The sequence below is a fragment of the Tatumella sp. JGM91 genome (genome assembly GCF_018257575.1).
GTDB lineage: Bacteria > Pseudomonadota > Gammaproteobacteria > Enterobacterales > Enterobacteriaceae > Tatumella > Tatumella punctata.
Map to the genome: position 1 here is coordinate 1 of NZ_JAERJP010000018.1, position 23,856 is coordinate 23,856.

24 protein-coding genes and 1 pseudogene are annotated in these 23,856 nt (G+C 48.6%); 15 read left to right on the plus strand and 10 right to left on the minus strand.

The annotated features are described in order from the left end of the window. Positions 1 to 28 precede the first annotated feature (28 nt). Positions 29 to 760 (minus strand): annotated as a pseudogene (locus JK198_RS12585) (IS256 family transposase); the annotation flags it as partial. Positions 761 to 833: 73 nt separating this feature from the next. Between JK198_RS12585 and JK198_RS12590 the strand changes: the two are divergent. The 6 genes from JK198_RS12590 (at position 834) to JK198_RS12615 (ending at position 3,903) form a co-directional block, all read left to right on the plus strand. Continuing rightward, positions 834 to 1,619 (plus strand): TNT domain-containing protein, encoded by a 786-nt coding sequence (locus JK198_RS12590; RefSeq protein WP_249213323.1) that lies wholly within the window; start codon positions 834 to 836, stop codon positions 1,617 to 1,619. A 1-nt stretch (position 1,620) separates the two neighbouring features. Next, a complete protein-coding gene (locus JK198_RS12595; protein ID WP_212710704.1) occupies positions 1,621 to 2,037 on the plus strand; it encodes an Imm63 family immunity protein in 417 nt (138 codons plus the stop codon). A 158-nt stretch (positions 2,038 to 2,195) separates the two neighbouring features. Beyond that, entirely contained in the window at positions 2,196 to 2,708 is a 513-nt protein-coding gene (locus JK198_RS16840; RefSeq protein WP_349290175.1) for a hypothetical protein, read from the plus strand. Between the two features lie 2 nt (positions 2,709 to 2,710). Then, on the plus strand, positions 2,711 to 2,974 hold the full coding sequence (locus JK198_RS12605) for a hypothetical protein (RefSeq protein WP_212706642.1): 264 nt from the start codon (positions 2,711 to 2,713) through the stop codon (positions 2,972 to 2,974). Between the two features lie 36 nt (positions 2,975 to 3,010). Continuing rightward, positions 3,011 to 3,655 carry an adhesin gene (locus tag JK198_RS12610; RefSeq protein WP_349290193.1) on the plus strand — a complete coding sequence of 215 codons (645 nt, stop codon included), beginning with the start codon at positions 3,011 to 3,013 and terminating at the stop codon, positions 3,653 to 3,655. Further along, positions 3,655 to 3,903, plus strand: coding sequence for a hypothetical protein (locus tag JK198_RS12615; protein WP_249213109.1), 249 nt, complete (start codon positions 3,655 to 3,657; stop codon positions 3,901 to 3,903). Before JK198_RS12610 ends, JK198_RS12615 begins: the two co-directional genes overlap by 1 nt. Before the next feature lie 350 nt (positions 3,904 to 4,253). On the opposite strand, the gene JK198_RS12620 is transcribed toward JK198_RS12615, so the two are convergent. After that, positions 4,254 to 4,589 (minus strand): SMR family transporter, encoded by a 336-nt coding sequence (locus JK198_RS12620; RefSeq protein ID WP_212706640.1) that lies wholly within the window; start codon positions 4,587 to 4,589, stop codon positions 4,254 to 4,256. A 687-nt stretch (positions 4,590 to 5,276) separates the two neighbouring features. Here JK198_RS12620 and JK198_RS12625 point away from each other — a divergent pair. From JK198_RS12625 to JK198_RS12655, 7 genes are all read left to right on the plus strand, one after another. Continuing rightward, complete coding sequence (locus JK198_RS12625) at positions 5,277 to 7,352, plus strand: FUSC family protein (protein WP_212706639.1); 2,076 nt, start codon at positions 5,277 to 5,279, stop codon at positions 7,350 to 7,352. Between the two features lie 36 nt (positions 7,353 to 7,388). Further along, positions 7,389 to 8,096 carry a dienelactone hydrolase family protein gene (locus JK198_RS12630; RefSeq protein ID WP_212710705.1) on the plus strand — a complete coding sequence of 236 codons (708 nt, stop codon included), beginning with the start codon at positions 7,389 to 7,391 and terminating at the stop codon, positions 8,094 to 8,096. A gap of 176 nt (positions 8,097 to 8,272) precedes the next feature. Then, positions 8,273 to 9,076: a lipoprotein NlpA gene (nlpA, locus tag JK198_RS12635; protein WP_212710724.1), complete on the plus strand. Its 804-nt coding sequence runs from the start codon at positions 8,273 to 8,275 to the stop codon at positions 9,074 to 9,076. Between the two features lie 60 nt (positions 9,077 to 9,136). Continuing rightward, a complete protein-coding gene (gene yqfB, locus JK198_RS12640; RefSeq protein ID WP_212706637.1) occupies positions 9,137 to 9,457 on the plus strand; it encodes a N(4)-acetylcytidine aminohydrolase in 321 nt (106 codons plus the stop codon). 424 nt (positions 9,458 to 9,881) lie between these two features. Then, positions 9,882 to 10,853 (plus strand): efflux RND transporter periplasmic adaptor subunit, encoded by a 972-nt coding sequence (locus JK198_RS12645; RefSeq protein WP_212710706.1) that lies wholly within the window; start codon positions 9,882 to 9,884, stop codon positions 10,851 to 10,853. Beyond that, a complete protein-coding gene (locus JK198_RS12650) occupies positions 10,835 to 11,989 on the plus strand; it encodes an ABC transporter permease (RefSeq protein WP_212706635.1) in 1,155 nt (384 codons plus the stop codon). The genes JK198_RS12645 and JK198_RS12650 overlap by 19 nt, the downstream gene beginning before the upstream one ends. Then, a complete protein-coding gene (locus tag JK198_RS12655; protein ID WP_212710707.1) occupies positions 11,986 to 13,125 on the plus strand; it encodes an ABC transporter permease in 1,140 nt (379 codons plus the stop codon). Before JK198_RS12650 ends, JK198_RS12655 begins: the two co-directional genes overlap by 4 nt. Before the next feature lie 54 nt (positions 13,126 to 13,179). Here JK198_RS12655 and JK198_RS12660 read toward each other — a convergent pair whose 3' ends face one another. From JK198_RS12660 to JK198_RS12690, 7 genes are all read right to left on the minus strand, one after another. Next, positions 13,180 to 14,526: a PTS ascorbate transporter subunit IIC gene (locus JK198_RS12660; protein WP_212706633.1), complete on the minus strand. Its 1,347-nt coding sequence runs from the start codon at positions 14,524 to 14,526 to the stop codon at positions 13,180 to 13,182. A gap of 45 nt (positions 14,527 to 14,571) precedes the next feature. Continuing rightward, the gene (locus JK198_RS12665) at positions 14,572 to 14,853 is read right to left on the minus strand and encodes a PTS sugar transporter subunit IIB (RefSeq protein WP_212706632.1); all 282 of its coding nucleotides are present in this window, start codon (positions 14,851 to 14,853) and stop codon (positions 14,572 to 14,574) included. A 70-nt stretch (positions 14,854 to 14,923) separates the two neighbouring features. Further along, the gene (locus JK198_RS12670; protein WP_212706631.1) at positions 14,924 to 15,364 is read right to left on the minus strand and encodes a PTS sugar transporter subunit IIA; all 441 of its coding nucleotides are present in this window, start codon (positions 15,362 to 15,364) and stop codon (positions 14,924 to 14,926) included. Positions 15,365 to 15,544: 180 nt separating this feature from the next. After that, positions 15,545 to 17,509: an FUSC family protein gene (locus JK198_RS12675; protein ID WP_212706630.1), complete on the minus strand. Its 1,965-nt coding sequence runs from the start codon at positions 17,507 to 17,509 to the stop codon at positions 15,545 to 15,547. A 274-nt stretch (positions 17,510 to 17,783) separates the two neighbouring features. Further along, positions 17,784 to 18,347 (minus strand): thioredoxin, encoded by a 564-nt coding sequence (locus tag JK198_RS12680; protein WP_343876831.1) that lies wholly within the window; start codon positions 18,345 to 18,347, stop codon positions 17,784 to 17,786. A gap of 147 nt (positions 18,348 to 18,494) precedes the next feature. Beyond that, positions 18,495 to 19,241: an aspartate/glutamate racemase family protein gene (locus JK198_RS12685; RefSeq protein ID WP_212710708.1), complete on the minus strand. Its 747-nt coding sequence runs from the start codon at positions 19,239 to 19,241 to the stop codon at positions 18,495 to 18,497. Between the two features lie 15 nt (positions 19,242 to 19,256). Then, positions 19,257 to 19,961 carry a GntR family transcriptional regulator gene (locus tag JK198_RS12690; protein ID WP_212706627.1) on the minus strand — a complete coding sequence of 235 codons (705 nt, stop codon included), beginning with the start codon at positions 19,959 to 19,961 and terminating at the stop codon, positions 19,257 to 19,259. A gap of 140 nt (positions 19,962 to 20,101) precedes the next feature. On the opposite strand from JK198_RS12690, the gene JK198_RS12695 reads away from it, so the two are divergent. Together JK198_RS12695 and JK198_RS12700 are read left to right on the plus strand one after the other, a co-directional pair. Beyond that, complete coding sequence (locus tag JK198_RS12695; RefSeq protein ID WP_212706626.1) at positions 20,102 to 21,586, plus strand: NCS1 family nucleobase:cation symporter-1; 1,485 nt, start codon at positions 20,102 to 20,104, stop codon at positions 21,584 to 21,586. Between the two features lie 144 nt (positions 21,587 to 21,730). Further along, positions 21,731 to 22,333: a 2OG-Fe(II) oxygenase gene (locus JK198_RS12700; RefSeq protein ID WP_212706625.1), complete on the plus strand. Its 603-nt coding sequence runs from the start codon at positions 21,731 to 21,733 to the stop codon at positions 22,331 to 22,333. Positions 22,334 to 22,397: 64 nt separating this feature from the next. Here the strand turns inward: JK198_RS12700 and JK198_RS12705 are convergent, their stop codons facing one another. Then, complete coding sequence (locus JK198_RS12705; protein WP_212710709.1) at positions 22,398 to 23,825, minus strand: MFS transporter; 1,428 nt, start codon at positions 23,823 to 23,825, stop codon at positions 22,398 to 22,400. Positions 23,826 to 23,856 lie beyond the last annotated feature (31 nt).

The following is a 23,856-nucleotide window of genomic DNA, read 5'->3' on the forward strand; positions in this document are numbered from 1 at the left end:
GAGGGTGTTCATTATTCTGTGTCAAGGCTTACAGGTCGATATGATTATCAAGTCGACCGGCGAAGTGGATCGACAACTGAGACAGTGTCAGATTCCAGTTCTGTACCGGGTGGGTCCAGCGCTCTGATGCTCGTAAAATACCGGCATAAAGTAACTTCAGCAAGCTGTTTTCATTAGCAAAACCGCCTTTGGTTTTCGTCAGCTTGCGGAACTGACGGTGGACAGCCTCTACCGCATTGGTGGTGTAAATTGCTGTTCGAACATAGTCGGGATATTTAAAATACGCTGATAACGTCTGCCATTTGTTACGCCAGGAGTTAATAACAACCGGATATTTTTCGCCCCAACGGCTCTCCAGTTCGTCCAGCGCCTGCTCTGCTGCATTCAGTGTTGCAGCCTTGTAGACACACTTTAAGTCGGCCATGAAGGCTTTCTGGTTCTTGCTGGCGACATATTTAAGTGAATTGCGTATCTGGTGGATAATACAATGCTGAATCTCTGTTTGTGGATAGATGGATTCTATAGCTTCCGGGAAACCTTTAAGACCATCAACACAGGCTATCAGGATATCTTTAACGCCCCGGTTATGCAGGTCGGTCAGAACGCTGAGCCAGTGATGAGCGCCTTCATTTTCAGACAGATACAGACCCAATAGTTCTTTTTTACCCTCGATATTCAGTGCCAGAATCGTGTAAACCGCTTTGGTGATGAAGCGGCCATTTTCTTTGATTTTATAGTGAATGGCATCCAGCCAGACCACATCCTGTAAAGCCGGTGTTCAAGCAAGGTGGACTGCTGCCAGCGCTGCCCAGGATGTAAGCTATGCCGCGGGAATGCTTGCAGGCGTACCGGCAGGACTGTATGACGCTGTTGACAGTATCGTGAAAACGGCCAGTAGTCCGGTTGAAACGTATCAGGCGCTGAAGTCGCTGTTTAACAGCGGTGATGTTCTTGGTAACGTGTCGGATGCGGTGAAGCAATCGTATATTGACCGCATTGACCGGATGGAAGCGGAGTATCAGAAAGCCGGAGCCAGCGGGTCGTTTAATGCGGGTGTTGAGGGCGGCAAGCTGGTGACAGACATTGCCAGTCTTCTGGCTGGCGGTGCCGGAGTGGTGAAAGGTGGCGCGGTACTGACGGAGAAAGTTGTTGCTAAGGTTGCGGGTAAGGCTGAGTCGGCAGTTGTAAATGCAGGAAAAGTGCCAAAGAATCCTAATTCATCGAGTGCAATTACAGATAGTGAAGCCGGAGGTTATTCGTACTATGACAAGTTCAAAAATGCTGATGGTGGATGGAATTGGCCTAAGAATCTAGGATTTGAAGGAGATCCTGTTAAAACTACTATACCAGTAGGCACTCGCTTAGATAGGTATGGAGAGCCTAGTGGTTCTTTCCTTGCTCCAAAAGGGACACCTTACGAACAACGTGCTCTTGCACCAGGTGCTAAGGCTGAAAAATACTATGAGTATGAGGTAATCAAACCGTTGCCTGCTATACAGGGTAAAATTGCCCCTGCTTTTGGTGAGCCAGGGGGAGGGATTCAAATATTACCTAATATGCAAGATCGAGTGAATGTAGAATGGCTCTTGAAGAATGAATATATCCGTGAGGTTCGCTGATATGCTGCTGAATATCGAAGAAATACAAAAAAAAATTGACGACCTGACCTTGCGAGCTGGTCTACCAAGACATTCTGTTAATCTTTGTACCTCCCCAATTGGTGATGGTACTCCATATGTTACATTTGAAAATGATGTATATAATTTTATTCATTCAGAAAGAGGGTATGAATTCTCGCGTAAGATTACTGGATCGCTAGATGAGCTACTTTATTGGATTATGTCGGAACTTGCTTATAAGACAGCATTTCAATATGAGTTAGAATACAGGGTGAAAGGTAGAGATGGACGACGCATCGCCTTCCCAAAATTTATTGAGTTAATGGCAAGTATGAATATTTCATGGGAGCCAAAAGCACAACGTGAAATTCAAAATATTCTGACCGAAGTGCCCTACGACGATAGTCTTTATACATAAGGGTAACGAATCCCAGCTATTGCGGCTGGGTTGTTGTTGAGAATAATGCGCTGGGAAGTATTCTGGCAGCAGCGAATAAGCAGAAACCGGGAACCACTGCGAATTACGAATCGGGAACACAGGCTGCTATTAAAGAGGCCTGTAGTGGCGGAACACCGGTGTCCTGTGAAACGGCAATGGCAGCAGTAGGGAGCGCTTTAGCCTGGCCGTTATTACCCGCAGCGGCAGCGACGACCAGCCTGATAGGTGCAGGTGCTAACGCTGGAGTGGGTTATCTGATGAATGGTGAAGTGAACCCGAATGATGTGATTCTGGGTTACTGGACAGGTGCGCTGACTGCCGGAACGGGGCTATGGGGTACAATCGCCGTGAATGCAGGTAGCGGTGCCACCTCCAGCTGGATTAAAGGTGACGATCCGCTGAAAGGTGGTGTAATCAGTGGTGCGGCGATTGGGAGCGGGATTAAAGGGGAGAATCCGATTAACTCTATGGCTGGTGCAGGATTCGGTAGCGTGGCTGGAGGAATCGCTGGGAAGGTTGCATCAGAAGTCATAAAGCCAGTTGTTAAGGAGACAACATCTGAAGTAGCTGAAGCTGCTATTGGTTCCATTACATCTGAAGTGGCTGGTAATAAAGTTAAAGAGCAATTAGACCATGGGAGGAAAAAATAATAATGTTCAAGAAAATTGGATATCCATTGTTTATTTACCTCGTTTTATATTGGGTGATGATGATTTTCTTAATAGTTTTTTTATTAAGTCTTGGTATTGCGTTCATTTTTTACTTGGGAAATGATAGTGGTTTTTATTTTGATTTTTTTAAAGAAGCAACTTATTCCCTAAGTAAGGCTGTACCAGGTGGTAGTATCCTGGGAAGTGGCCTCTGGATAAAAGTCTGGCTACAAGAGAGGAAAGATAAAAAAAGTTTATCAAAATAAACTCTCATCAATTCCAGCCTTAGTGTCGGGATTATTGTGGAGAATAATCATTTAAGCCTGTCAAATGGAATGATGAATTATGGTCAGGCGGTTGCCTCCTGGAGCCAGTACGCAACGGATAATAATCTCACGCCGGAACAAACCCAGACCGGACTGAATCAATTGGCGAAAGGTGATTTACCGGAAGGAGCGAATATCACCAACGTTATCGTTAATGGCTATAAAGATGGGGTCTTGATTGCAGGTGCGGCTTATTTAGGCCCGGCTGCATCAGTAGGTAAATCTGTGGGGGGAGCAGTCATCGCGGAAATCGCTAATGGTTCTTATCAGTGGTTCGATCTGAGTAAGCCGGGAAATGAAAGTAAAGGTTGGGATTACCGGGGGAGTGCTTCGGCAGGTATTACGGGAGCACTGGCTCCGGGCCGTGGTGTCTGGCAGAACGTTGGCATAGCGGCAGGTGGGGCTGTGTTTACGGATGGAGCTGATGCCGGGGCTGTTGGAAGTGCCGCCGCTGGAGCATGGGTCGGCGGAAAGTTCGGGGAATATGCGCCAGGGTTGGTGAACTCGGTCATAGGAAAAGAATCACCAGGATTTATCTATGATGTTGGAGGTGCTTTCGCCTCAGAAGCTACAACAGACGCAGGCAAAAGCATTATCAAAAAACAGGGGAACGAAAAGTGATGAAAACCGTTCTCAAATATATACTGCTTTTTAGCTACTTTACAGTTGGCTTTTTCTTCCTGGGCTTACTTATAAAAATTGTCATTGGCTTTATACATATAGGTGGTTTTTTCTTGCCATTTGAGGAGATCACTAAAAATTTCATCAAAAGTATTATTGCTGGTTCAGCTATAACAGCAGCTGCAATCATCTTTAATCTGATTGATTATTTTAAGGCCCGAAAATCTCCCCCATCCGGTCCGCAGTAAACAGCGCCCCCAGCCCTTGCAGCTGGGATTTATTACCCGCCGAACACTCCTCAGCCAGTGGCCCTTAAGGGTAACCGCCCGGTTCCTGGGTAATCCCCCCGAAAAGCCGGTGTATTTATAAGCAGAATTTTATACTCACCTGAATTCAGGGGGATTTCTATGACCCGAAAGGCAGCGAAGCTCACCGATCACGTTTTACTGACAGCCAGATCATCGCGATTCTTAAGCAGACGCAATCTGCCTTTTTCCCCGGAATTATTTGAAAATCAGAACCTCACTCAGGGCGGTGTCTGCATTACGTGGGTAGGAGCATTGTCTCTGCTGGTTTGACCGCAGGGTCTCCCCCCCGATTAGTGGGTGACTGATTTTGAAAACAGCTGGATAACAACCACGCCGCTGATAATCAGTCCGATGCCCAGAATGGCGGGTAAATCCAGCTTCTGGCGGAAAAAGAACCAGGAGATCAGTGAAACAAGGCAGATCCCGACCCCCGCCCAGACGGCATAAGCAACCCCGACATTCATCACTTTAACGACCTGAGATAACCCGATAAAAGAAATTATATAGCCACAGATCACGGCCAGCGAGGGCAGCAGACGACTGAAACCTTCAGAAGATTTGATCATTGAAGTGGCAAAGGTTTCGGCAACGATCGAAATGAAAAGAATAATCCATACTTTTAACATGACACAATCCTGTAAATGGCGTGGTGGCCGGGGGAAGTTGCCGCAGGGGCACTCTTAATCAGCCGTTATCTTCGGGCAGCGTACGACCCAGTATACAGACATTTTTCTGTTTCCCTGAAGATTACGGAAATATACCTGGGATCAGCCGGGTGAGTATGCCAGTCATCGGGCAGTGAATATTTGACCGGACAGCGGTTGTTGAGTAGAAAATGGATTTCCCGGGGGGAGGCGGTATGATCTTCAGAAGGCAGCAGTGAATCTGGTTGTGTGATATTCACGAATAAATAATCTTTTTGTGGTTATATTTATGAGCATCCGGAAAGTCGGGTAATATGACTGCTAAAGAGAGCTGACGATAAAAGTAATAATCTGTTTCAATGGCTACACTCTGAAATAATAAAACAACCTGATTAAATAATCAGGAAATTATAACGACGGGCGTTACCGTACATTCCCTTCAGCAGTTAGAAAAAATGACCGGATTGTCTGTCTTGTTACTGTCAATCAAAGGTATGCGCCGGACGTGCAGCAGTCTCAAAATATAAGGTATTTTTATGTCCCTGCTATATTCTGTATCACCGGAAGTACATTCATTACAGCTGTTACAATTTTTTATCGTCTGACAACAGGCGGCTGTATTATACTTGCCGATTATATAAAAAATACATAATTAAGTTACTCTGCCTTATGAACTTTTTGACAAAAAGTGCGTTTATTTTTTCGTTAAAAACGACACTTGCGGCTTTTCTGGCCTTTTATCTGGCACTCAGGCTGAACCTGGAAAAACCGACCTGGTCTCTTACCACCGTCTATGTGGTTTCACAGATTTACACTGCCTCTACTGTTTCAAAATCGTTTTTCAGGCTGGCCGGGACGGTACTCGGGGGGATGTTTATATTTCTGATCTACCCGGCGACCGTGATGTCCCCGGTACTGTTCAGTCTGGCGGTTTCAGCCTGGGTTGCTGTTTGTCTGTATCTGTCTTTACGGGATCGTACACCGAAAAGTTATATTTTTATGCTGGCAGGTTACAGTGCCGCGATCATGGGGTTTCCGGATGTGGCTACTCCTTCGGCGATTACTTACACTGTAATTTCCCGTATCGAAGAGGTTGCCGTTGGGATTATTATCAGCAGCCTGGTCCATGTACTGATTTTCCCGGTCAGTATGAAGTCGTTGCTGGAAAACAGTGTCAATAACTGGTATCAGCAGGGGAAAAAACTCTGTGGTTCTTTACTCAGGCAGCATTCGTCGGCCGGCTCCCCTGAGCGTGACCAGATTCTGGTTCAGATGGCTAACTATCCGCTGAGTGTGGAAGTACTGATGACCCACTGTGCCTATGAAGCCAACCAGGTTCAGCGTCTGGTAAGACTGGTATCGGCGCAATATCAGCATTTATCCTACCTGGTGCCGACACTGACCGCGATCGAAAAACGACTGAATTTACTGGCTGCTGACAATATCCGGTTGCCGGAATTTGTCCATAACAGTGTCTGCCGCTTCCTCGCCTGGCTGGATGATGCGGCCGGTGAGGACAGTGCGTCGGTAACCCGGCAACTGGCACATACGCGGAGTATGATTGAACAGCATTTCCTGGAAAACAGGATGAGTACCGAAGAAAGTCTGCTGTTTACCGGTCTGATTGATCGCTTACAAAATGTTGTCCGTATTCTGACGGCTTATCACGGCGTCGGGGTCCGCTTATCCCGGCTGAAAAAACGTCCTGAGGGTGCTGAAGCAATCCACAGGAAAAAGTATATTGATAAAGGAATGAATGCCTTGTCTGCATTCACTGCCTTTATTGCTACGTTACTGGCTTGCCTGTTCTGGATTGGCAGTGGCTGGCACAGCGGAGCAAATGCGGCAATGATCGCCGCGGTGACCTGCTCTTTCTTCGCCACCCACGACAGCCCGGTGGGTGGTATGCGTATTTTTATGAAAGGCATGGTTATCGCGATAGCCATCAGTATTTTCTATTCTTTGATGGTGCTGCCGGCAGCCGTTACTTTTGAATCAATGATTATTTGCCTGTCACCGGCACTGATATTCATGGGACTGGTGATCGCTAACCCTGCGACTAATTTTATCGGATTAATTGTTGCGACCCAGTTACCTGCATATATCGGATTGACCCATGATTTTGCACCCGATACTCTGACAACGATCAATGCAGCAATATCGACAATGGTCGGGATTATTATTTCGCTGGTTGTTACTTTAATGATACGTAATAAACGTCCCTCCTGGACTGCCAAAAGAGCTCTCAGGGCGGGGATCCGTGAATTACTACAGCTAATAATCGATATCCGTCTGCAGCAGGCCTCGCTGCTGCAACGTCAGCAGTTCATTCAGCGGATGCTGGACAGAATCAATATTATTCTGCCACGTAACAAAGCTGACCCGGCAATCAGTATGACGATAGAAAATAATCTGATTACTGAGTTGTGGCTGGGGGCTAATCTTTTTGATTTTTATGGGCGTCATTTTCAGATTATTCAGCAATACGGGATAAAAACTGAGCCTTTATTTCACGAAATTAATCTTTACCTGAAAAGGCGGTTGAAAAACATCCATGAGTTACCCGGCGGGCATTTATTACGCGAGCTTGAAAAGGTACTGTCAGTCATGGAGTTGCGGGTAAAGGAAAATAATACGCTTTATATGCCATTCTATTTTTTATTTAATATCCGGTTAGCACTGTTTCCGGGAGTACGATGGAAAATTTCTCAGGGACAAGGGTACCTGTCAGATGATATCGAATGACAGTACTTCGGAAAAAAGACATATTGAGGTAATCAAGTGAAAAAATATTTTGCGGTGCTCGGGGTATGTGGCGGATTGCTGGCTGCGCCACTGGCGGGGGCCACCGATTTAAGCTATTTATTTATGCCCGCAGCCCAGCCGGGGCCGGATCCGTCAATGCTGGTTATGATGCACGGCTACGGGGCGAATGAGCAGGATTTTAATGATTTTCCGGTGATTGTGCCGGGCAACATGCTAGTGGTTTCCTTGCGGGCACCGTTACCTGTAGCCGGTGACAGCTACCAGTGGTATCGGAATAATGTCAGTGAATCTCAGGCGGCATCTGATGTTACAGAAAGCGGCAATGCGGTGGTAAAAACTGTGCAGGCGCTACAGCATCAGTACCATATTTCACCGGCACATACGTATCTGGGGGGGTTCAGCCAGGGAGCGGTGATGACCTATGCGGTCGCTCTGACACACCCACAGTTGTTTCATGGTGCGGCAATTTTCAGTGGTCGTTTACCGGATGGGTTCAGTCCTGCTGAGGTACCGGCTGAAGCAGCGAAGCAGCTGCATGTGTTTGTTGGTCATGGTGAGGCCGATCAGCGTATTCCTCTGAAAACCGGCCAGCAGGCAGTAAAACAGCTGACAGATTTTACCCCGTCGGTGGTCTTTAAAACTTATCCGGGAATGGGGCATACGATCAGTCTTGATGAAATAAAAGATTTCAGACAGTGGTTATTCCGCCAGGAAACACCCTGATCGGTGACTATTTCCTGCCCTGTCCGGCGCATCCTTAATATTCTTCCGGGGAATATTAAGGATGATTTTCTTATATAAAATACACAGAGTAACGGCTTCTCCCCGCCGGGCGATTATGTCATTATCATGAACGTTTACATTCTGCAATAAATGACGGAGCACAGGTGAGTAAATCTTTGAAATTATTTTTCCCCGTATTATTACTGGTCGGCGGTAGTTTACTGACGGCCTGTGATAAAACCAGCGAAGACAGTAACCATATAAGAGTCGGTGTTATTAACGGAGCAGAGCAGGATGTGGCAGAAGTCGCCAAACAGGTTGCTCTGAAAAAGTATGGCCTGCATGTTGATTTAGTCGGATTCAGTGGTTCATTATTACCAAATGATCCTACGGCTAATAAAGAGCTGGATGCAAACGTATTTCAGCACCGGCCTTTCCTGGCAGAAGATAACCAGGCGCGGGGATATCACCTGGTGGCGGTAGCTAACACCTTTGTGTTTCCGATGGCCGGATATTCACGAAAAATCCATAATGTCTCTGAACTGAAAAGCGGAGATACCATTGCTATTCCCAATGATCCGACCAACCTTGGCCGTGCATTATTGTTGTTACAGAAAGAAAAGCTGATCACTCTGCGTAGCGGCACCGGATTACTGCCGACCGCTGCGGATATTACCAGTAATCCCCTCAGACTGAATATTATGCAACTGGAAGGCGCCCAGTTACCGCGTGTTCTGGATGACCCTAAAGTCACGGTCGCTATCATCAGTACCACCTATCTCCAGCAAACCGGCCTGTCTCCGGTCAGAGATGGTATCTTTATCGAAGATAAAAACTCACCCTATGTGAATGTGATTGTGACCCGCGAAGATAATAAAGATGCACCTAATGTGAAAAAATTTATTCAGGCCTACCAGTCACCGGAAGTGGCAGCGGCGGCGAATATTATATTTAATGGCGGTGCAGTCAAAGGCTGGTAATATGTCCGGTGTTGCTGTCAGGTGACTGGCAGCAACGGGATCATGATCAACAGGTGAATAATGGCTATTGATATTACGTTCTATCGTGCTTTTTCTGCAGATATTCTGGCTGGCCGCAAGATCATCACCATTCGTGACCACAGCGAAGCGGGTTTTTTGCCGGGCCAACGGCTCAGGGCTGGGTATCAAGATGATCAGCAGTATTTTGCTACCCTGCGGGTTATCCGCATTACGCCGGTGTTACAGTCACAACTGACAGGGGAACATGCCCGCCAGGAAAATATGAGCCTGCCACAGTTACACAAGGTTATCGCGACCATTTATCCGCAGACGGAACAGTTATTCGTGATTGAGTTCTGTCTGTGTGAGCCTGCAGACTGAAACACCTTCAATGCCGGTGTTCTTTCACCGGCGACGATGTGCCATATAAACCATGATAAGATCACCTTTCTCCGCGGACTGATGAACGTTTTATCGGCGAAAGGGAAATATCATCGCCTGACACCGCGTAAAAATGCCATTACTGGTGCCATATTGTTTTATATGTATATTTAACGACATAAATAACTTACCTCAGGATATATATCATCCTATTCGAAAATATAATGCACAGGAGATGCATTTTTATTTCGCAGTCTGACTTCCAGAGCAGATGATTTCATCAAATTACATTTTTTAAAAAATGTCCCCTGATATTCACGAAAACTCCTTATGCATAATCTATATCAATGCTCTATGCTAGATTTATGTCAGACTACAGAGTAATGATGATGGAACAGATATACCGGATGGCGGAGCAGTCAGAATGAATAAAAAAATAATACTTACGGTGTTATTAATGGTCGCAGTAGTATCGCTGGCGATTTTTTTCAGGGCACAAAACCAGGGGTTATTATTACAAGGAGAAGTTGATGCACCGGAAGTGATTGTTGCTTCTAAGGCAAAAGGGCGGGTTGTGCAACGGCTGGTTGAACGGGGCGATGATGTACAAGCCGGACAAGTGCTGATGAAACTGGATGCACCTGAACTGATAGCACAGTTACGGGCTGCACAGGCTGCCAGGGACCAGGCAAAAGCGCAACTTGATTTATCTCTGAGTGGTACCCGTGAAGAGAGTATTCGTAATCTGCGGGCGGCACTGGCTTCTGCTACCTCTGATTACCAGAATGCCAGGGATGAATATAACCGTCAGCAGAAAATTGCTGAAAAGGGATATATTTCGGCACAGGCCCTGGATAATGCGCGTAATGCGCGTAATACGGCATTGCAGTCAATGCAAAGTGCCCGTGCGAATCTGGATGAAGGGCTGCATGGCGATCGTCTGCAACAGCGTGATATTTATGCCGCACAGCTGGATGAAGCCGAACAACAGTTACTTGAAGTCAAAGCCCAGACCGATGATCTGGTTGTCAGGGCTCCGGTATCTGGCGAGGTCGGGCCGATACCGGCAGAAGTCGGGGAGCTGCTAAGTGCATCCAGCCCGCTGCTGACTCTGGTCCGTCTTCACCAGGCGTATTTTATTTTTAATCTGCGTGAAGATATTCTGGCTCATGTCAGGAAAGGTGACCTGATTAAACTCAGGGTACCGGCACTGAATAACCAGTTAATCGAAGCCAGAGTGCATTACATCGCACCTCTGGGGGATTTTTCGACCAAAAGTGCGACCAGGGCGACAGGAGATTTTGACCTGAAAACCTTTGAAGTGCGTTTAACGCCGGTGATGCCGGTGAAAGGATTACGACAGGGAATGAGTGCATTATGGCAGTGGCAACATTAAAACGCAGCTGGCGTTATTTCTACCGCGCATTTAATAAACAAATCCGCACTGACTCACGCAAACCAGTGATCCACTGGCTTACGTGGTGTTTTCCGTTATTACTGTTCTGGTTACTGAGCAGTAACTTTTCTGCCGGTACTTTGCTGAATCTGCCGGTCGCGGTCGTGGATAATGACCATAGTCAATTGTCCCGTGAACTGATCCGTAAACTGGATGCCGGTCCCCATGCCCGCCTCACCGAATGGCCGGGCGGATTGCCACAGGCGGAGGAAAAATTACGTACCGCAGACGATTACGGGATTTTGTATATTCCGCCTGATTTTGAAGCTGATGCCCTGGCGGGACGTCAGCCGCAAGTGGTGTTTTATTATAATGCGCTGTTTTATGCGGCCGGCCTGTATTCGACACAGGATTTTTCCGGACTAATGAGCGCTCTGAACAGTCAGTACCGGACGATTATTGCGGCTAAAATCGGTAAGCCTGTGCCCGCGCTGGCGCAGGTATCACTGACCTACCAGAGTTTGTTTAATGCCAGCGGCAGTTATATTTATTACCAGCAATTTGCGGCGACGATCCATCTGATGCAGCTGTTTGTTGTAACCTGTATGATTTATGTGCTGTCACGCAGTAAAGCACTGATCTATTCCGGTGCCTTTACCTTGTCCCTGCTGGGGAAACTGGCGCCTTACACTCTGGTGTATACGGTGGTGCTGATGGGCCAGATTGCACTACTGGTCTGGAGCTCAGATGCCACAGTGGCAGGTAATCCGTTGTATATGTTCTGTGTGGCATTCTTCTATATTATTGCCGCACAGAGCCTGGCCGTATTGCTGTTCACTTTTACACGGACCTCGATTACCGCCTATACCCTGATGGCATTAATGGTCAGTATTGCGATGACTTTTTCGGGGATTGCGGTCCCCGAATTATCGATGCCATTACCGGCACAGATTATTGCGAATCTTGAGCCTCTGACCCATGCATTATATGCCATGTTTGATTTGTTCCTCCGCCAGGTCCCGGCGAAGCCGGTTGCCTCGGTCTGTGCCCTGTTACTCGCCTATCCGTTAGTGATCAGCCTGCTGGTGAGAAAGCGGTTACCGGTCCGGTTACGTGAGCAGGAGGCGATGGTATGAGGGAATACCGGCAGACTTTTATAAAGGTGCTCAGCGGGATGCTGCAACGGCCGATGTGGGGGATGCTGCTGATCTCTCTTTGTGTTATGAGCCTGGTGTATGCTAACCGTACCGTATGGAATTTACCGGTCGCGGTGGTGGACATGGACCACAGTCCGGCCAGCCGTTTATTTATCCGTGATCTGGATGCCACCTCGAAGATTGATATGCTCAACTACGCCAGCCTGGAAGGCGCAAGGCGTGATCTCGGCTGGCGCAAGGTATTTGCGGTCATTGTTATGCCGGTAGATTTAGAGAAAAAAATGCTGGCTGGCCAGAGTGTGGCTATCCCCGTATTCGGCGATGCGACCAACCGGCTGGCGAATGGCCAGATTGAGCAGGATATTATCGGGGCGTACCAGCAAATGGTCACCCATTACAACAGCGCGATTCTGATGAATAATGGTTTTACCCGGCCGGAAGCGCAGGTGCTGCTGACACCGATTCGCGCCATCACCCAGCCATTATTTAATCCCGGCATCAGTTTTGCCGCGATAGTCTTTCCGGGGCTGCTGGTGATGCTGCTGCAACACTCACTACTGATTGCCAGTGTCAGGGTCAACCTGACCATCAGCGCCAGTGGCCAACCCTCCCTGTCGGTGATCCTCGGCGCGTATTCGGCGTTGATCCCGATCTGGCTGTTTTTATCTGTGGTGTTGTTTGGCCTGTGGCCATGGGTATTAGGTTACCGGCAAACCGCGTCTATCCCGGAAATTCTGCTGCTGACGTTCCCGTTTTTACTGGCGGTGATCAGCCTCGGTAACCTGCTGACTGAATGTATCCGGCGGGTGGAAATTGTCTATCTGACACTGTCATTTATTACTATGCCGGTATTTTATATTTCCGGAACCATCTGGCCGGTTCAGGCGATGCCGTGGGGGGTAAGATTTATTTCTGATCTGTTGCCTTCAACATGGGCGATAAAAGCCATTGCCGGGGTAAATCAGATGGGACTGCCATGGAAAAATGCTCTGCCTTATATCATGGTATTACTGCTGCTCTGTCTGTTGTTTAATGTTCTGGAATTTCTGATCAATATTTTTCGTAACCGCCAGCGCAGAGAGACTTTTCTGAAATACCTTGGTTATCGCGGATAAGCGGGGGGCAGTGATAAAATCCGGCGGGGAGTCTCTCCCCCGCCGTTATCGGACTCAGGTTTTTTTTCTGGCCAGCAGGTTATAACCAATCATCAGCAGATAGATTGCCACCAGCAGCGAAATAATAGTCGCAGGGGTCAGGTATTTAATCCCGTTGCCGAGAATAATCCCTACCACACCGAAGTCAGAATCTGAGAAAGTGGTATTCTCCAGTCCGACCTGACCGAGCAATGGCAATAGCATCGCCGGCAGGAAGGTAATTAACAAGCCGTTAGTAAAGGCTCCGAATACCGCGCCCCGGCGTCCGCCGGTGGAATTGCCGAAAACACCGGCGGTTGCACCGGTAAAGAAGTGCGGGACGACCCCCGGCAGGATCAGTACCCAGTTCAGCTGGCCCAGAATAACCAGTCCGGCCAGCCCGCCGGCAAAACTGGAGATAAAACCGATTAATACTGCATTAGGTGCATAAGGATAGACAATAGGGCAGTCAAGGGCTGGTTTTGCGTCAGGGACCAGCTTTTCCGAGAATCCCTGAAAGGCAGGCACAATTTCTGACAGAATCAGACGCACCCCGGCCAGAATAATATAAACGCCGGCAGCAAAGGTGATGCCCATTATCACAGAAAAGATAATGATATTCTGTCCCTGACTAAAGTTTTGCTCAACATAACTGCTGCCGGAACAAAGGCTCAGAATGATATAGACCACCATCATGGTCAGTGAGATAGAAATAGTACTGTCCCGTAAGAAACCGAGATTTTTCGGTAAGTCCATCTCTTCAGTAGACGGCGAATTTTTGCCGACCAGTCGTCCAATCAGACCTGAAAGTACGTAACCAATGGTGCCGGTATGGGCCAGTGCGACGTCATCCTCACCGGTAATTTTCCGCATAAAAGGCTGTGCCAGTGCCGGGAAAACAACCATAAACAACCCCATAATCAGTGAGCCGCAGATAACCAGCGACAGACCACTAAACCCGGTAATGCTTAAAATAACAGCCAGCATACAGGCCATATAAAATGAGACATGTCCTGACAGGTAGATATATTTAAGCCGGCTGAATCTGGCCAGGAAAATATTGGCGACCATACCAAAAGCCATAATATAGGCGGTACTTTCACCATATTTACTCATGGATAATGAAACAATGGCCTCATTATTAGGAATAACACCCTGCACATTAAATGCATGTTCAAACATTCCGCCCAGCGGTCCGAGGGTCGTCACCAGTAAGGCTGCACCACCGCTCAGTACCAGAAAACCGAGAATAGTTTTAATTGTGCCCTGGATGATCAGATCGATGCTTTTTTTCTGGGCACACAGGCCGATCAGTGCGATCAGGCCCACCAGAATAGAAGGAACTTTTAGTATATCGAGGAAAAAAGAGAGAACCGAATCCATAGTTATACCCCCCGAAGCTATACAAGTCAGATGGTCAGTGATAAATCAGCGGTGATCCCCCAGAAACAGGGTCAGTTTTTCTTCCAGTTCAGCTTTTGAAATAATACTTTTCAGTACGATGACTTTCTGACTATCGACTTTTCCGGCAATGGCTGCTGCCAGGTCCTGACCGACCACAAAAATATCGGCAAGATTATCAGAGACAGAAGCCAGGTCGATATGGCCGACATCGGCAGTGGTGCCGTTTTTTGCCAGCACAGTGTTAATATTTTTTTCCAGCATAAAACTGCTGCCGAGACCATGACCACAAACCGCAAAAATTTTCATAGTACTTCCTCTGTTTAAGTAACGTGCCCCGCAAGGTAGGGGCACTGCAAAATAAATCAGTCAGTACGGATTAATAGCGCTGAATAATTGTATCGATGGTATCCCTGTTGCCGGTAGCCAGCAGAGCAATATTCTCTTCATCATCAAGTAATTCTGCCAGGGAAGAGATAAGAGCGATATGGCTGTCAGCATCTTTGGCAGCAAGAAAGAAAATTACTTTGACCGGATCATTGTCTTCGCTGCCGAAGTTAATACCTTGCCTGATCACCAGCAGTGAGAGGCCAATACCGTTGGAACCATTTTCCGGACGGCTATGGGGCATGGCAACGCCGGGGGCCAACACATAATAAGGGCCGGTTCGCCCGTGTTCTGCGATAATCTCATCAATATATCTCTGGCTGATCACACCCTGTTTCAGTAACGGGTCAGCAGATAAGGTCACCGCCTGTTGCCAGTCAGCGACAGTGTCACAGATATGGATTCTTTCTTTGGTCAGATAGTCAGTTAACATTGCATACCCTTTTCATGATGAAAACCGCAGGGATCTGAAAAACCTCGTAAAATCAGCGTCTCACATTACATAAAGCCTGCAGACATTATTGTGATGTGTTTCACAGATTAATCAGTGGCAGAGCCAGACAGCCGCATAACCCCGCAGCTGCGAAGTTAACCGTGGCCGGCTTTGCACACATCAGCGGCTAATCAGTTCCCCTTTATATGTACTGAGTAGTGTCTGTAAATCATTAACCACAAGGGCTATTTTTTCGTTATCAGGCAATATCCGGATAATCACCAGATATTCATGCAGTAACTGCTGCAGTTTTACATAAGCCCGTTCCCGCTGAATCGCCATTTTCTGCTGAGATAAATCACTGGCTGTTTCACGGATCTGCAGGTGAAAGTCAGACAGTGTCTGCAAATAGGGAATATTTAAGGCGGTAATACGCCGGTAAATAATGATCAGATTAATCCCGAGACGGTAACGTTTTAATTTACGGCTATCAAGGGTGATCAGTAACAACAGGTCATCGTATAAGGCGCTGAGACGACTGATTTTACGTCGTTTAGGGTTAGTGGTCAGTGTCTGCAGTGAGGTAGTAAGAATATTGCGTAACAGTGCATTGGACATGGAGCTTTTACTTAAGTCCGGAATCAGCCAGATAATCAGCAGGGTCACAATGGCACCGATAATCTGTCCCAGGGCGCTGTCCAGATAATGACTGAAATTGAACACTTCCGGGTTGGTAATCGGGATCAGGTTAAAAATAAACATCAGAGAAGCCGCACTGCCCAGGATTTTCCACTGTACACACAGAGAAAAGAAAAATACCAGAATACTGACTGCAATAATCAGTAATAAGAAACTCTGCTGGGTGGCAGGCAGGACAATCAGGTAATAAAAAAAGCTGACCGGCAGGATATAAATCATACCGTAGATAAAATCCATGGCGACGCGGCGCGGATTTTCTGCCCGCATCGCCAGGGTAGCAACAATACTCGAGATAATCAGAAACCCTGTGACTGCTGTTGAGGTGGTGGTAAACCATAAACAGCAGCCGACAAAGCCGGTCAGGAAAGTACGGAAGCCGTTCACCAGAGCATGTTTTCTTTGTACCGAAGCCGCAGCATTAATCGCATAACGGCTGATTATTTCCTTCTCGATATCATGCAATGGCACTTTGGAGTGAAACCCGGTGCACAGAATACGTAATTCTTTCAGCCCTTTTATCCAGGAAGAGAGGGCATACGGGGTCTGATGTGACGCTAACTGAGGAATAAGTAAAGTAAACTGGTGGAGTTTCTGTGTCAGTGCCGGAGTGCTGTCTGGTATCTGGCTGAACAGCAGATACCAGCTGGTACTGCGTTTTTCCGGACGCTGGTGGAAATACTGCCAGGTTTCATAGGTCAGGGTACATAAATGAAACATCAGTCCGTTTATTCCCTTCAGCCGCTGCAGTAACACCGGATTATTATGGGTGGACTCCATTTTCAGTACCTGACGCATTGCATTAAACTTTTTACATTCTTCAAGCATATGCCTGAAACGCTCTTCAAATTCCTGCTCATTGGCTGCGGTAAAGCAGCAGGCCATCAGGCGAAATAATGCCATTGGACAGTCATCAATAAAGCGTTTTATTTGCGGCTTAATACTGCGGGGCATAAAGATTAAATCGGAAAATATAATACACAACAGCCCTAAAGATATTTCCAGCGAACGGTAAATTGCTATTTGCGGCGCTGCCTGAGGCGTTTGCCAGGCGGTGACCAGAATAATAAATACCGAATAGCCGGCAAGGCCGAAAGCATAAGAGATTTCCTGCTTAACAATCGTATATAGCCAGGAAAAGAAACCCGCCCACAGACAACAGGCAAACAGCATCAGTACCGGGGCACGTGACAGGCCGCAGATAATGATGACCGCCCCCAGTGAACCAATCGCGGTACCTATCAGCCGTAAAAATCCCCTGAACCTCAGTACGCCGGTCATCGGCTCTCCGCCGGAGGCGAACGCCGGAGAAGCAGCAATAATAGCGACTGTCATCATTGACCATTTTGGTGTGTCCAGCTGCAGGACAAAGCTAAGTACTAACGCCATCACCAGGGCAAAAGTCGTTTTGCAGGCAAAACGAAGCCGGAAAAGTAATGAATTATGCATTTTTTATTGAATCATTATTAAAATAATTGCAGGCAGCTAAAAAAAGCCACACCTATACAGCAGCAACCAGCGATGGTTACAAAAGAGGCGATTAAATTAACGGTGCATCAGGGACATTTCCACACAGGAATTGGGTGATGAGCCTCATCTTACGCCTTTGTGAAGGAACACAAAAGTGTGATTTACATCAAAGTAATAAAATTTATTTCGGAGTCTGGCTGTCAGGAGAGCAGTAAAGGAACGGCAGAGCGGCTGGCGATCTGCCGTCAGTTAATCAGGCGTTGCGGATCCGTTCTGCCCACTGACTGATATCTTCACCACTACCCATATCCGGCTGGATCAGGCCATTAATCATAAAGGTCGGAGATACATGAATCCCGTTCTGACGGGAATATTTGCAATGCCATTTGATCAGCTGTTGCAGTTCCGGCTTTTCAAACGGCAGCCAGATATCAACACCACTGTATTTCTCAATACGTTCGATAATCTGCCGTGGTGTGGCATCCATATTCGGCCCGCTGCAGTGGTCGGTAAACTCGAACTCTTCACGATGATCACCCACCGCTTTCAGGACTTTCAGGGCGGCACTGTTGCCCTGTGGCAGGGTAGCGGCGGCGAGGATAGCGCGGACAATCACCCCGGAAAACATATGCCATGGCTGAGACTGCAGATAAATTTTGATAGTCAGTTGATCTTCGCCCATCAGGCTGAGCAACCCGTCGAGTTTATTCAATGCCCGGACCGAAAAAGGGCAGGTCGGTTCGAGAAAAATCGCCAGTAACGCCGGGCCATGGCCCAGGGTCAGTGCTTTTTCAGAAACAGGTGTTACAGCCATGATAATCCTCATTAGTCATTGCAGACCAACAAATACCCTGAGTTCTGTATGCAGGGTATTTATCAGTACAGGAGTGATGATGTCAGAATAAAGGGCGATACCGCCGGGCGCAACTCCTGCCGGTGACGCCCGGGGCAGCCGACCGGATGATTAGCCTGCGGGATTTAACTGAGAAAAAATACCGGTCACCGGTTTCGGTACCGGATAAGCCAGGTCACCGTGTTTGCTGGTGGTAAGGCCGAGAGACAACAGTGACTCCAGCATTTTCACTGCCGCAGTCACACCATCAATAACCGGGATCCCCAGTTCACGGGTAAGTTCACTGGCCAGCCCGGCCATCCCGCCACAGCCCAGCACAATCGCCCCGCTGTTATCATATTTCATCGCCTCAATACACTGCTGACGTATTTTCTCCCCCGGCAGCGGGCTGTCCTGTTCCAGAGCCAGTACCGGCAGGTCGATAGTACGGATTGCCGCGCAATGCCCGCTAAAGCCATACTGCTGTAACAGGTGGCGGGCGATAACCACTGTACGTGGCAGGGTGGTAACAATAGTGAAACGGGTGGCGACCATTGTCGCCAGATGCATTGCCGCTTCAGCAATACCTATCACCGGGCCGCTGGCCAGTTCCCTGGCCGCCAGCAGCCCCGGATCGCCGAAACAGGCAATAATGTGCCCGTCGACCCGCTGGCGCAGTCCTGCGTTCACTTGTTGCAGTACCCCGACCGCCGCAATAGCTTCATCAAAATGTCCTTCAATGGAATTGACCCCTGAATCCGGACTGACAGCCAGAATACGGGTGTCAGGAGCAGCGACCGAGCGTGCAGCGGAGGCCATATTTTCGGTCATCGACTGGCAGGTGTTAGGATTAATTAATTGTATACAATACTGACCCATAAAGACTCCGGAATATTATTCAGCAAACAGTTTTCGAAAATCGGGCAGGGGCTTTTTAGCCCCGTTAAAATCCAGGCTCTGGACGATATTGTCAAAATGCGCCTGCATCAGGGCACTGAGAACCGGCAGATCCCGGTCCCTGACGGCATCCAGTAACTGCTGATGTTCTGAATCCCGGCACCCCTGTTGCCACTGGCTTCCCCAGGCGGCAATCACCAGTGAAGATCGTAATGTCAGATTAGTAACGATTTCGCTTATTACCGGGTTACCGGCGACCGCATGTAAACGAATATGGAACATGGCTGAATGGCGGATTGCCGCAGCCGCATCCCGCTGATGGTGCGCCTGGTGTTCGAGCTGCAGGACCTCTGCCAGCTCCTGATGATCCTGTGGCTGCAGGCGTTGTGCCACATCCGGCAAATTTGCCAGTTCAATCAGGGTCCGCGTCCGGAAAATCTGTAATGATTCGCCGGCTGTCGGGTTAGCGACAAATGCACCACGGCCGGGCGTCATATTCACCATTTGCACCGTGGCGAGGCGGGTCAGCACTTTCCTGATGCCGGTCCGGCTGATACCGAACGCATCGGCCAGTGCTTCCTCCGGAAGTTTACTGCCCGGCGGTAGCTGGTGTTCCACCATCGCTTTTATTAAAGCTTCCCGGATGTGGTCTTCTTTTTCCTGCCCTTCGCGACTGTCACGGTAAGGGGTGGCGGTTAACATGCGGTTCTCCCGGATAATGTTCTTTATTAGGTATACCAATTTTTTGTTTTTTGTATACAAAAAAATGAAAGCTGGTCTGGATCCTGCAAGGTATCAGAGCGTGTGATTATTACTTCAGAATAGCTAAAGGGTCTGCAACTATGCCAAAAAATGAACCACAGAACGCCGGGCTCGTCAAACCAGGTTACAGCCCGAGGCTGACCAATGACGACTTAGCGCCGGTCAGAAAGCAACACTGGAACTGGTACAATATTTTTTCTTTCTGGATGTCAGACGTACACAGTATGGGTGGCTACGTGGTTGCCGCCAGTTTCTTTGCCCTCGGGCTGGCAGGGTGGCAGGTGCTGCTGTGTCTGCTGGCAGGAATTTGCATTGTCCAGTTTTTCGCCAACCTGGTCGCTAAACCCAGCCAGCTCAGCGGGGTGCCCTATGCGGTTGTCTGTCGTCAGGCCTTCGGTGTGTTCGGGGCAAATATACCGGCAGTGATCCGTGGCCTGATCGCATTCGCCTGGTATGGTATCCAGACATGGCTGGCATCAAATGCATTACTGCTGGTGTTACTGAAATTCTGGCCCGCGCTGGTACCGATGACGGTCCCCCGTTTCCTCGGCCTTTCGGCTCTTGGCTGGGTATGCTTCGCGATTATGTGGGTATTACAGGCTCTGGTCTTCTGGCATGGAATGAATGCCATTAAACGCTTTATTGATATTGCCGGCCCGGCGGTCTATATCGTGATGCTGGCATTAGCCATATGGATTATTTCGCAGACCGGCTTCGCCGGTATATCTCTGACCCTGGCAGAAAAGCCGTTATCTTTTGCTCAGCAGGGATGGCAGATGATTTCGGCGGTTGCGCTGGTCGTTTCCTACTTTTCCGGTCCGTTGCTGAACTTTGGTGATTTTTCCCGCTACGCTGCCAGCATGCAGGATATCCGGCGCGGTAATCGCTGGGGCTTACCGTTTAACTTTTTACTGTTTTCGGTAATTACGGTGGTCATCGTTTCCGGAACCCATTCATTGTTCGGCAGAATGATTACCGATCCTATCGAAACCGTCTCTCAGGTTGGTAGCGGCGTGGCAATGGCAGTGGCTTTACTGACAATGATTATTGCTACGATAGGGATTAATATCGTGGCGAACTTTGTTTCACCGGCTTTTGATTTCTCTAACTGTGCACCGCAGAAAATCAGTTTCCGGATGGGCGGGATGATTGCTGCCGTAGGATCTGTCATTCTTACGCCGTGGAATTTGTTCCAGTCACCGGAGTTGATTCATTATACCCTCGACGTACTCGGTTCTTTTATCGGCCCGTTGTTCGGTATTCTGTTGTGTGATTTCTATCTGGTAAATCGCAGCCAGATAAACACCGACCAGTTATTTAATGATTCACCGCAAGGCGCTTACTGGTATCGGCAGGGCTTTAATCTGAAAGCGATTTTGTCCCTGCTGCCGGCAGTGATGCTCTGCCTGCTGCTCAGCTTTATTCCGTCTTTACATTCGGTCGCCAGTTTCAGCTGGTTTATCGGCGTTGCCCTGGCTGCCGGAATCTATTACCGGGTGAGCGGGGCCGGAGTCAGGGCTCAGTCAGCAACAGATATTTCAGCCGGCGTCACTAAAGATATCTGATAATCCTGTTCGCACTGGCGGACAGACAGGGGGGATAAGCTCTTCGTGCGCGGGGCCTCATTTCCCCCGCGAAATCCTGTGGTTGCTGTGCAACCTCTCGGCTATACTCGGCGGTCTGTTCAGCATTACCATCGCAGGAGCGATATGCTTGATTCTAACGGGTTAGTAAAACAACTTTGCGACCAGGGCTGGTTTTACCAGCAAAATGTACTGGATCCCGCGCTTATTTCGGGTTTAGCCGACTTATGTCATAGCCGTACCTTCCTGCAGGCAGGAATCGGCCGTGGCGTGAAGAACATTATTAATGAATCGATCCGTTCTGACAGCATCAGCTGGATAGAAAAGTCTGAAACAGACCCGGCCATTAGCCGCTATCTGACGCTGGTGGAGCAAACCCGGCAGCTACTTAACCGTGAGTTTTTTCTTGGGTTGCAGGATTTTGAAGGGCATTTCTCCCGCTATCCTGCGGGGGCTTATTACAAACCCCACTATGACTGTTTTGCCAATGATAAACGCCGGGCGGTCACGTTTATTGTTTATATCAACCAGAACTGGCATCCGCAGGATGGCGGGGAACTCTGTCTCCATTTACCGGAAGGGGAGCGGCTGATCCAGCCAGTTGCCGGCAGTGTTTTATGCTTCCTGTCGGAGCAGATCCTGCATGAAGTTAAGCCGACCCGCAAAGAACGTATGGCACTGACTGGCTGGTTTATCCGTAATGGCGGTCAGGATTACTACTACAGCTAACCAGCCATTCCCCGGCGGGGGACGATGTTGCCGACAGTAAAAGTCCGGTGCTGCCTGCCGGTACTCAGGAGGACGCTTTTTTGCCTGCCGTCACCTGACTGCCGGCATTTTTCTCCAGCAGTAAAATATCTGCCATTGCAATCAGGCATAACACCCCGAGGGCAATAAATGACAGCCGGAAACTGACCGCCGGTAACCCGTGAAGCCACTGTGATGTCTGACCCAGGCGCCCGGCCAGGTAGATACTGAGTGCGCAGAAAGTAATGCCTGCGCCCATGGAGAGCTGGGAAGATGCGCTGAACAGTGCGTTGGCATGGCTCATTTGCGCTTTAGGTACATCACAAAACACTAAGGTATTAATCGCGGTAAACTGCAAAGAACGGAACATACCGCCGATAAACAGCACCAGCATAATCAGCCAGTGAGCTGTCTGCGGAGTAAAAAATGCACAGGCGACCATCGCCACGACATTAAGCAGACCATTCACGGTCAGGACAGTTTTAAAACCAAAGGTCCGCAGAATCCGCGTTGTCGCGGGTTTGATAGCAAGATTTCCGGCAAAGACCGCCAGTACCAGCAATCCCGAATGAAAAGCATCCATATGAAAGCCGGTCTGAAACATCAGAGGCAGCAGGAACGGAATCGCGGAAATAGCCGAGCGAAACAGGAATCCGCCGATCAGGGTGGCGCGGAAGGTCGGGATTGATAAAGCATCCATGCGGATCATCGGACAGGGCGCCCGCTTCATATGCCACCAGGTGATCCGGAGTCCGGCCAGACTGATCACCGACAATCCCAGTGTCAGGGGCAGAGGGATATCCGACGATACCATTTCCATACTGCATACCACACCGATCATTGACAACGCAGACAGGATAAAACCGGTTATATCAAAGGGCCGTTGTCCGGTGTCACTGCTGTTTTTCATCAGTCGTCGGGACAGCATAAACGCTATCATCCCCAGCGGCAGATTCAGAAAAAAAATCCAGCGCCAGTCAAACCAGGTGGTAATAAACCCTCCCAATGGCGGGCCGATAATCGGAGCGACCAGCGCAGGCCAGGTTAATGTCGCAATGGCGGTGATCAACTGCTCCGGCGGGGTGTTTTTTAATACTGCCAGCCTGCCGACCGGCACCATTAATGCGCCACCGGCCCCCTGCAGAATACGCATTGCCACAAACATCGTCAGATTTTCGCTGAGGCCACATAACACCGAGGACAGGGTGAAGATGACCAGTGCCAGAGAAAATACATTCTTTGCACCGTAGCGATCGGCTATCCAGCCACTGACCGGGATCAGGACCGCCAGGGTCAGTAAATAGGCACTGATCCCCAGATTCAGCCGGACAACATCTGTGGCAAAGGTGTGTGCCATCTGTGGCAGTGCGGTTGCAATCACCGTACCGTCGAGGAACTCCATAAAAAAAGCGCCCGCCACCAGCAGAGCAACACCTGAAACAGACTTATTTGTTTTATTTATCAATACGCACATGACTGTTGCTTACCGGGCATGAGAACATAAG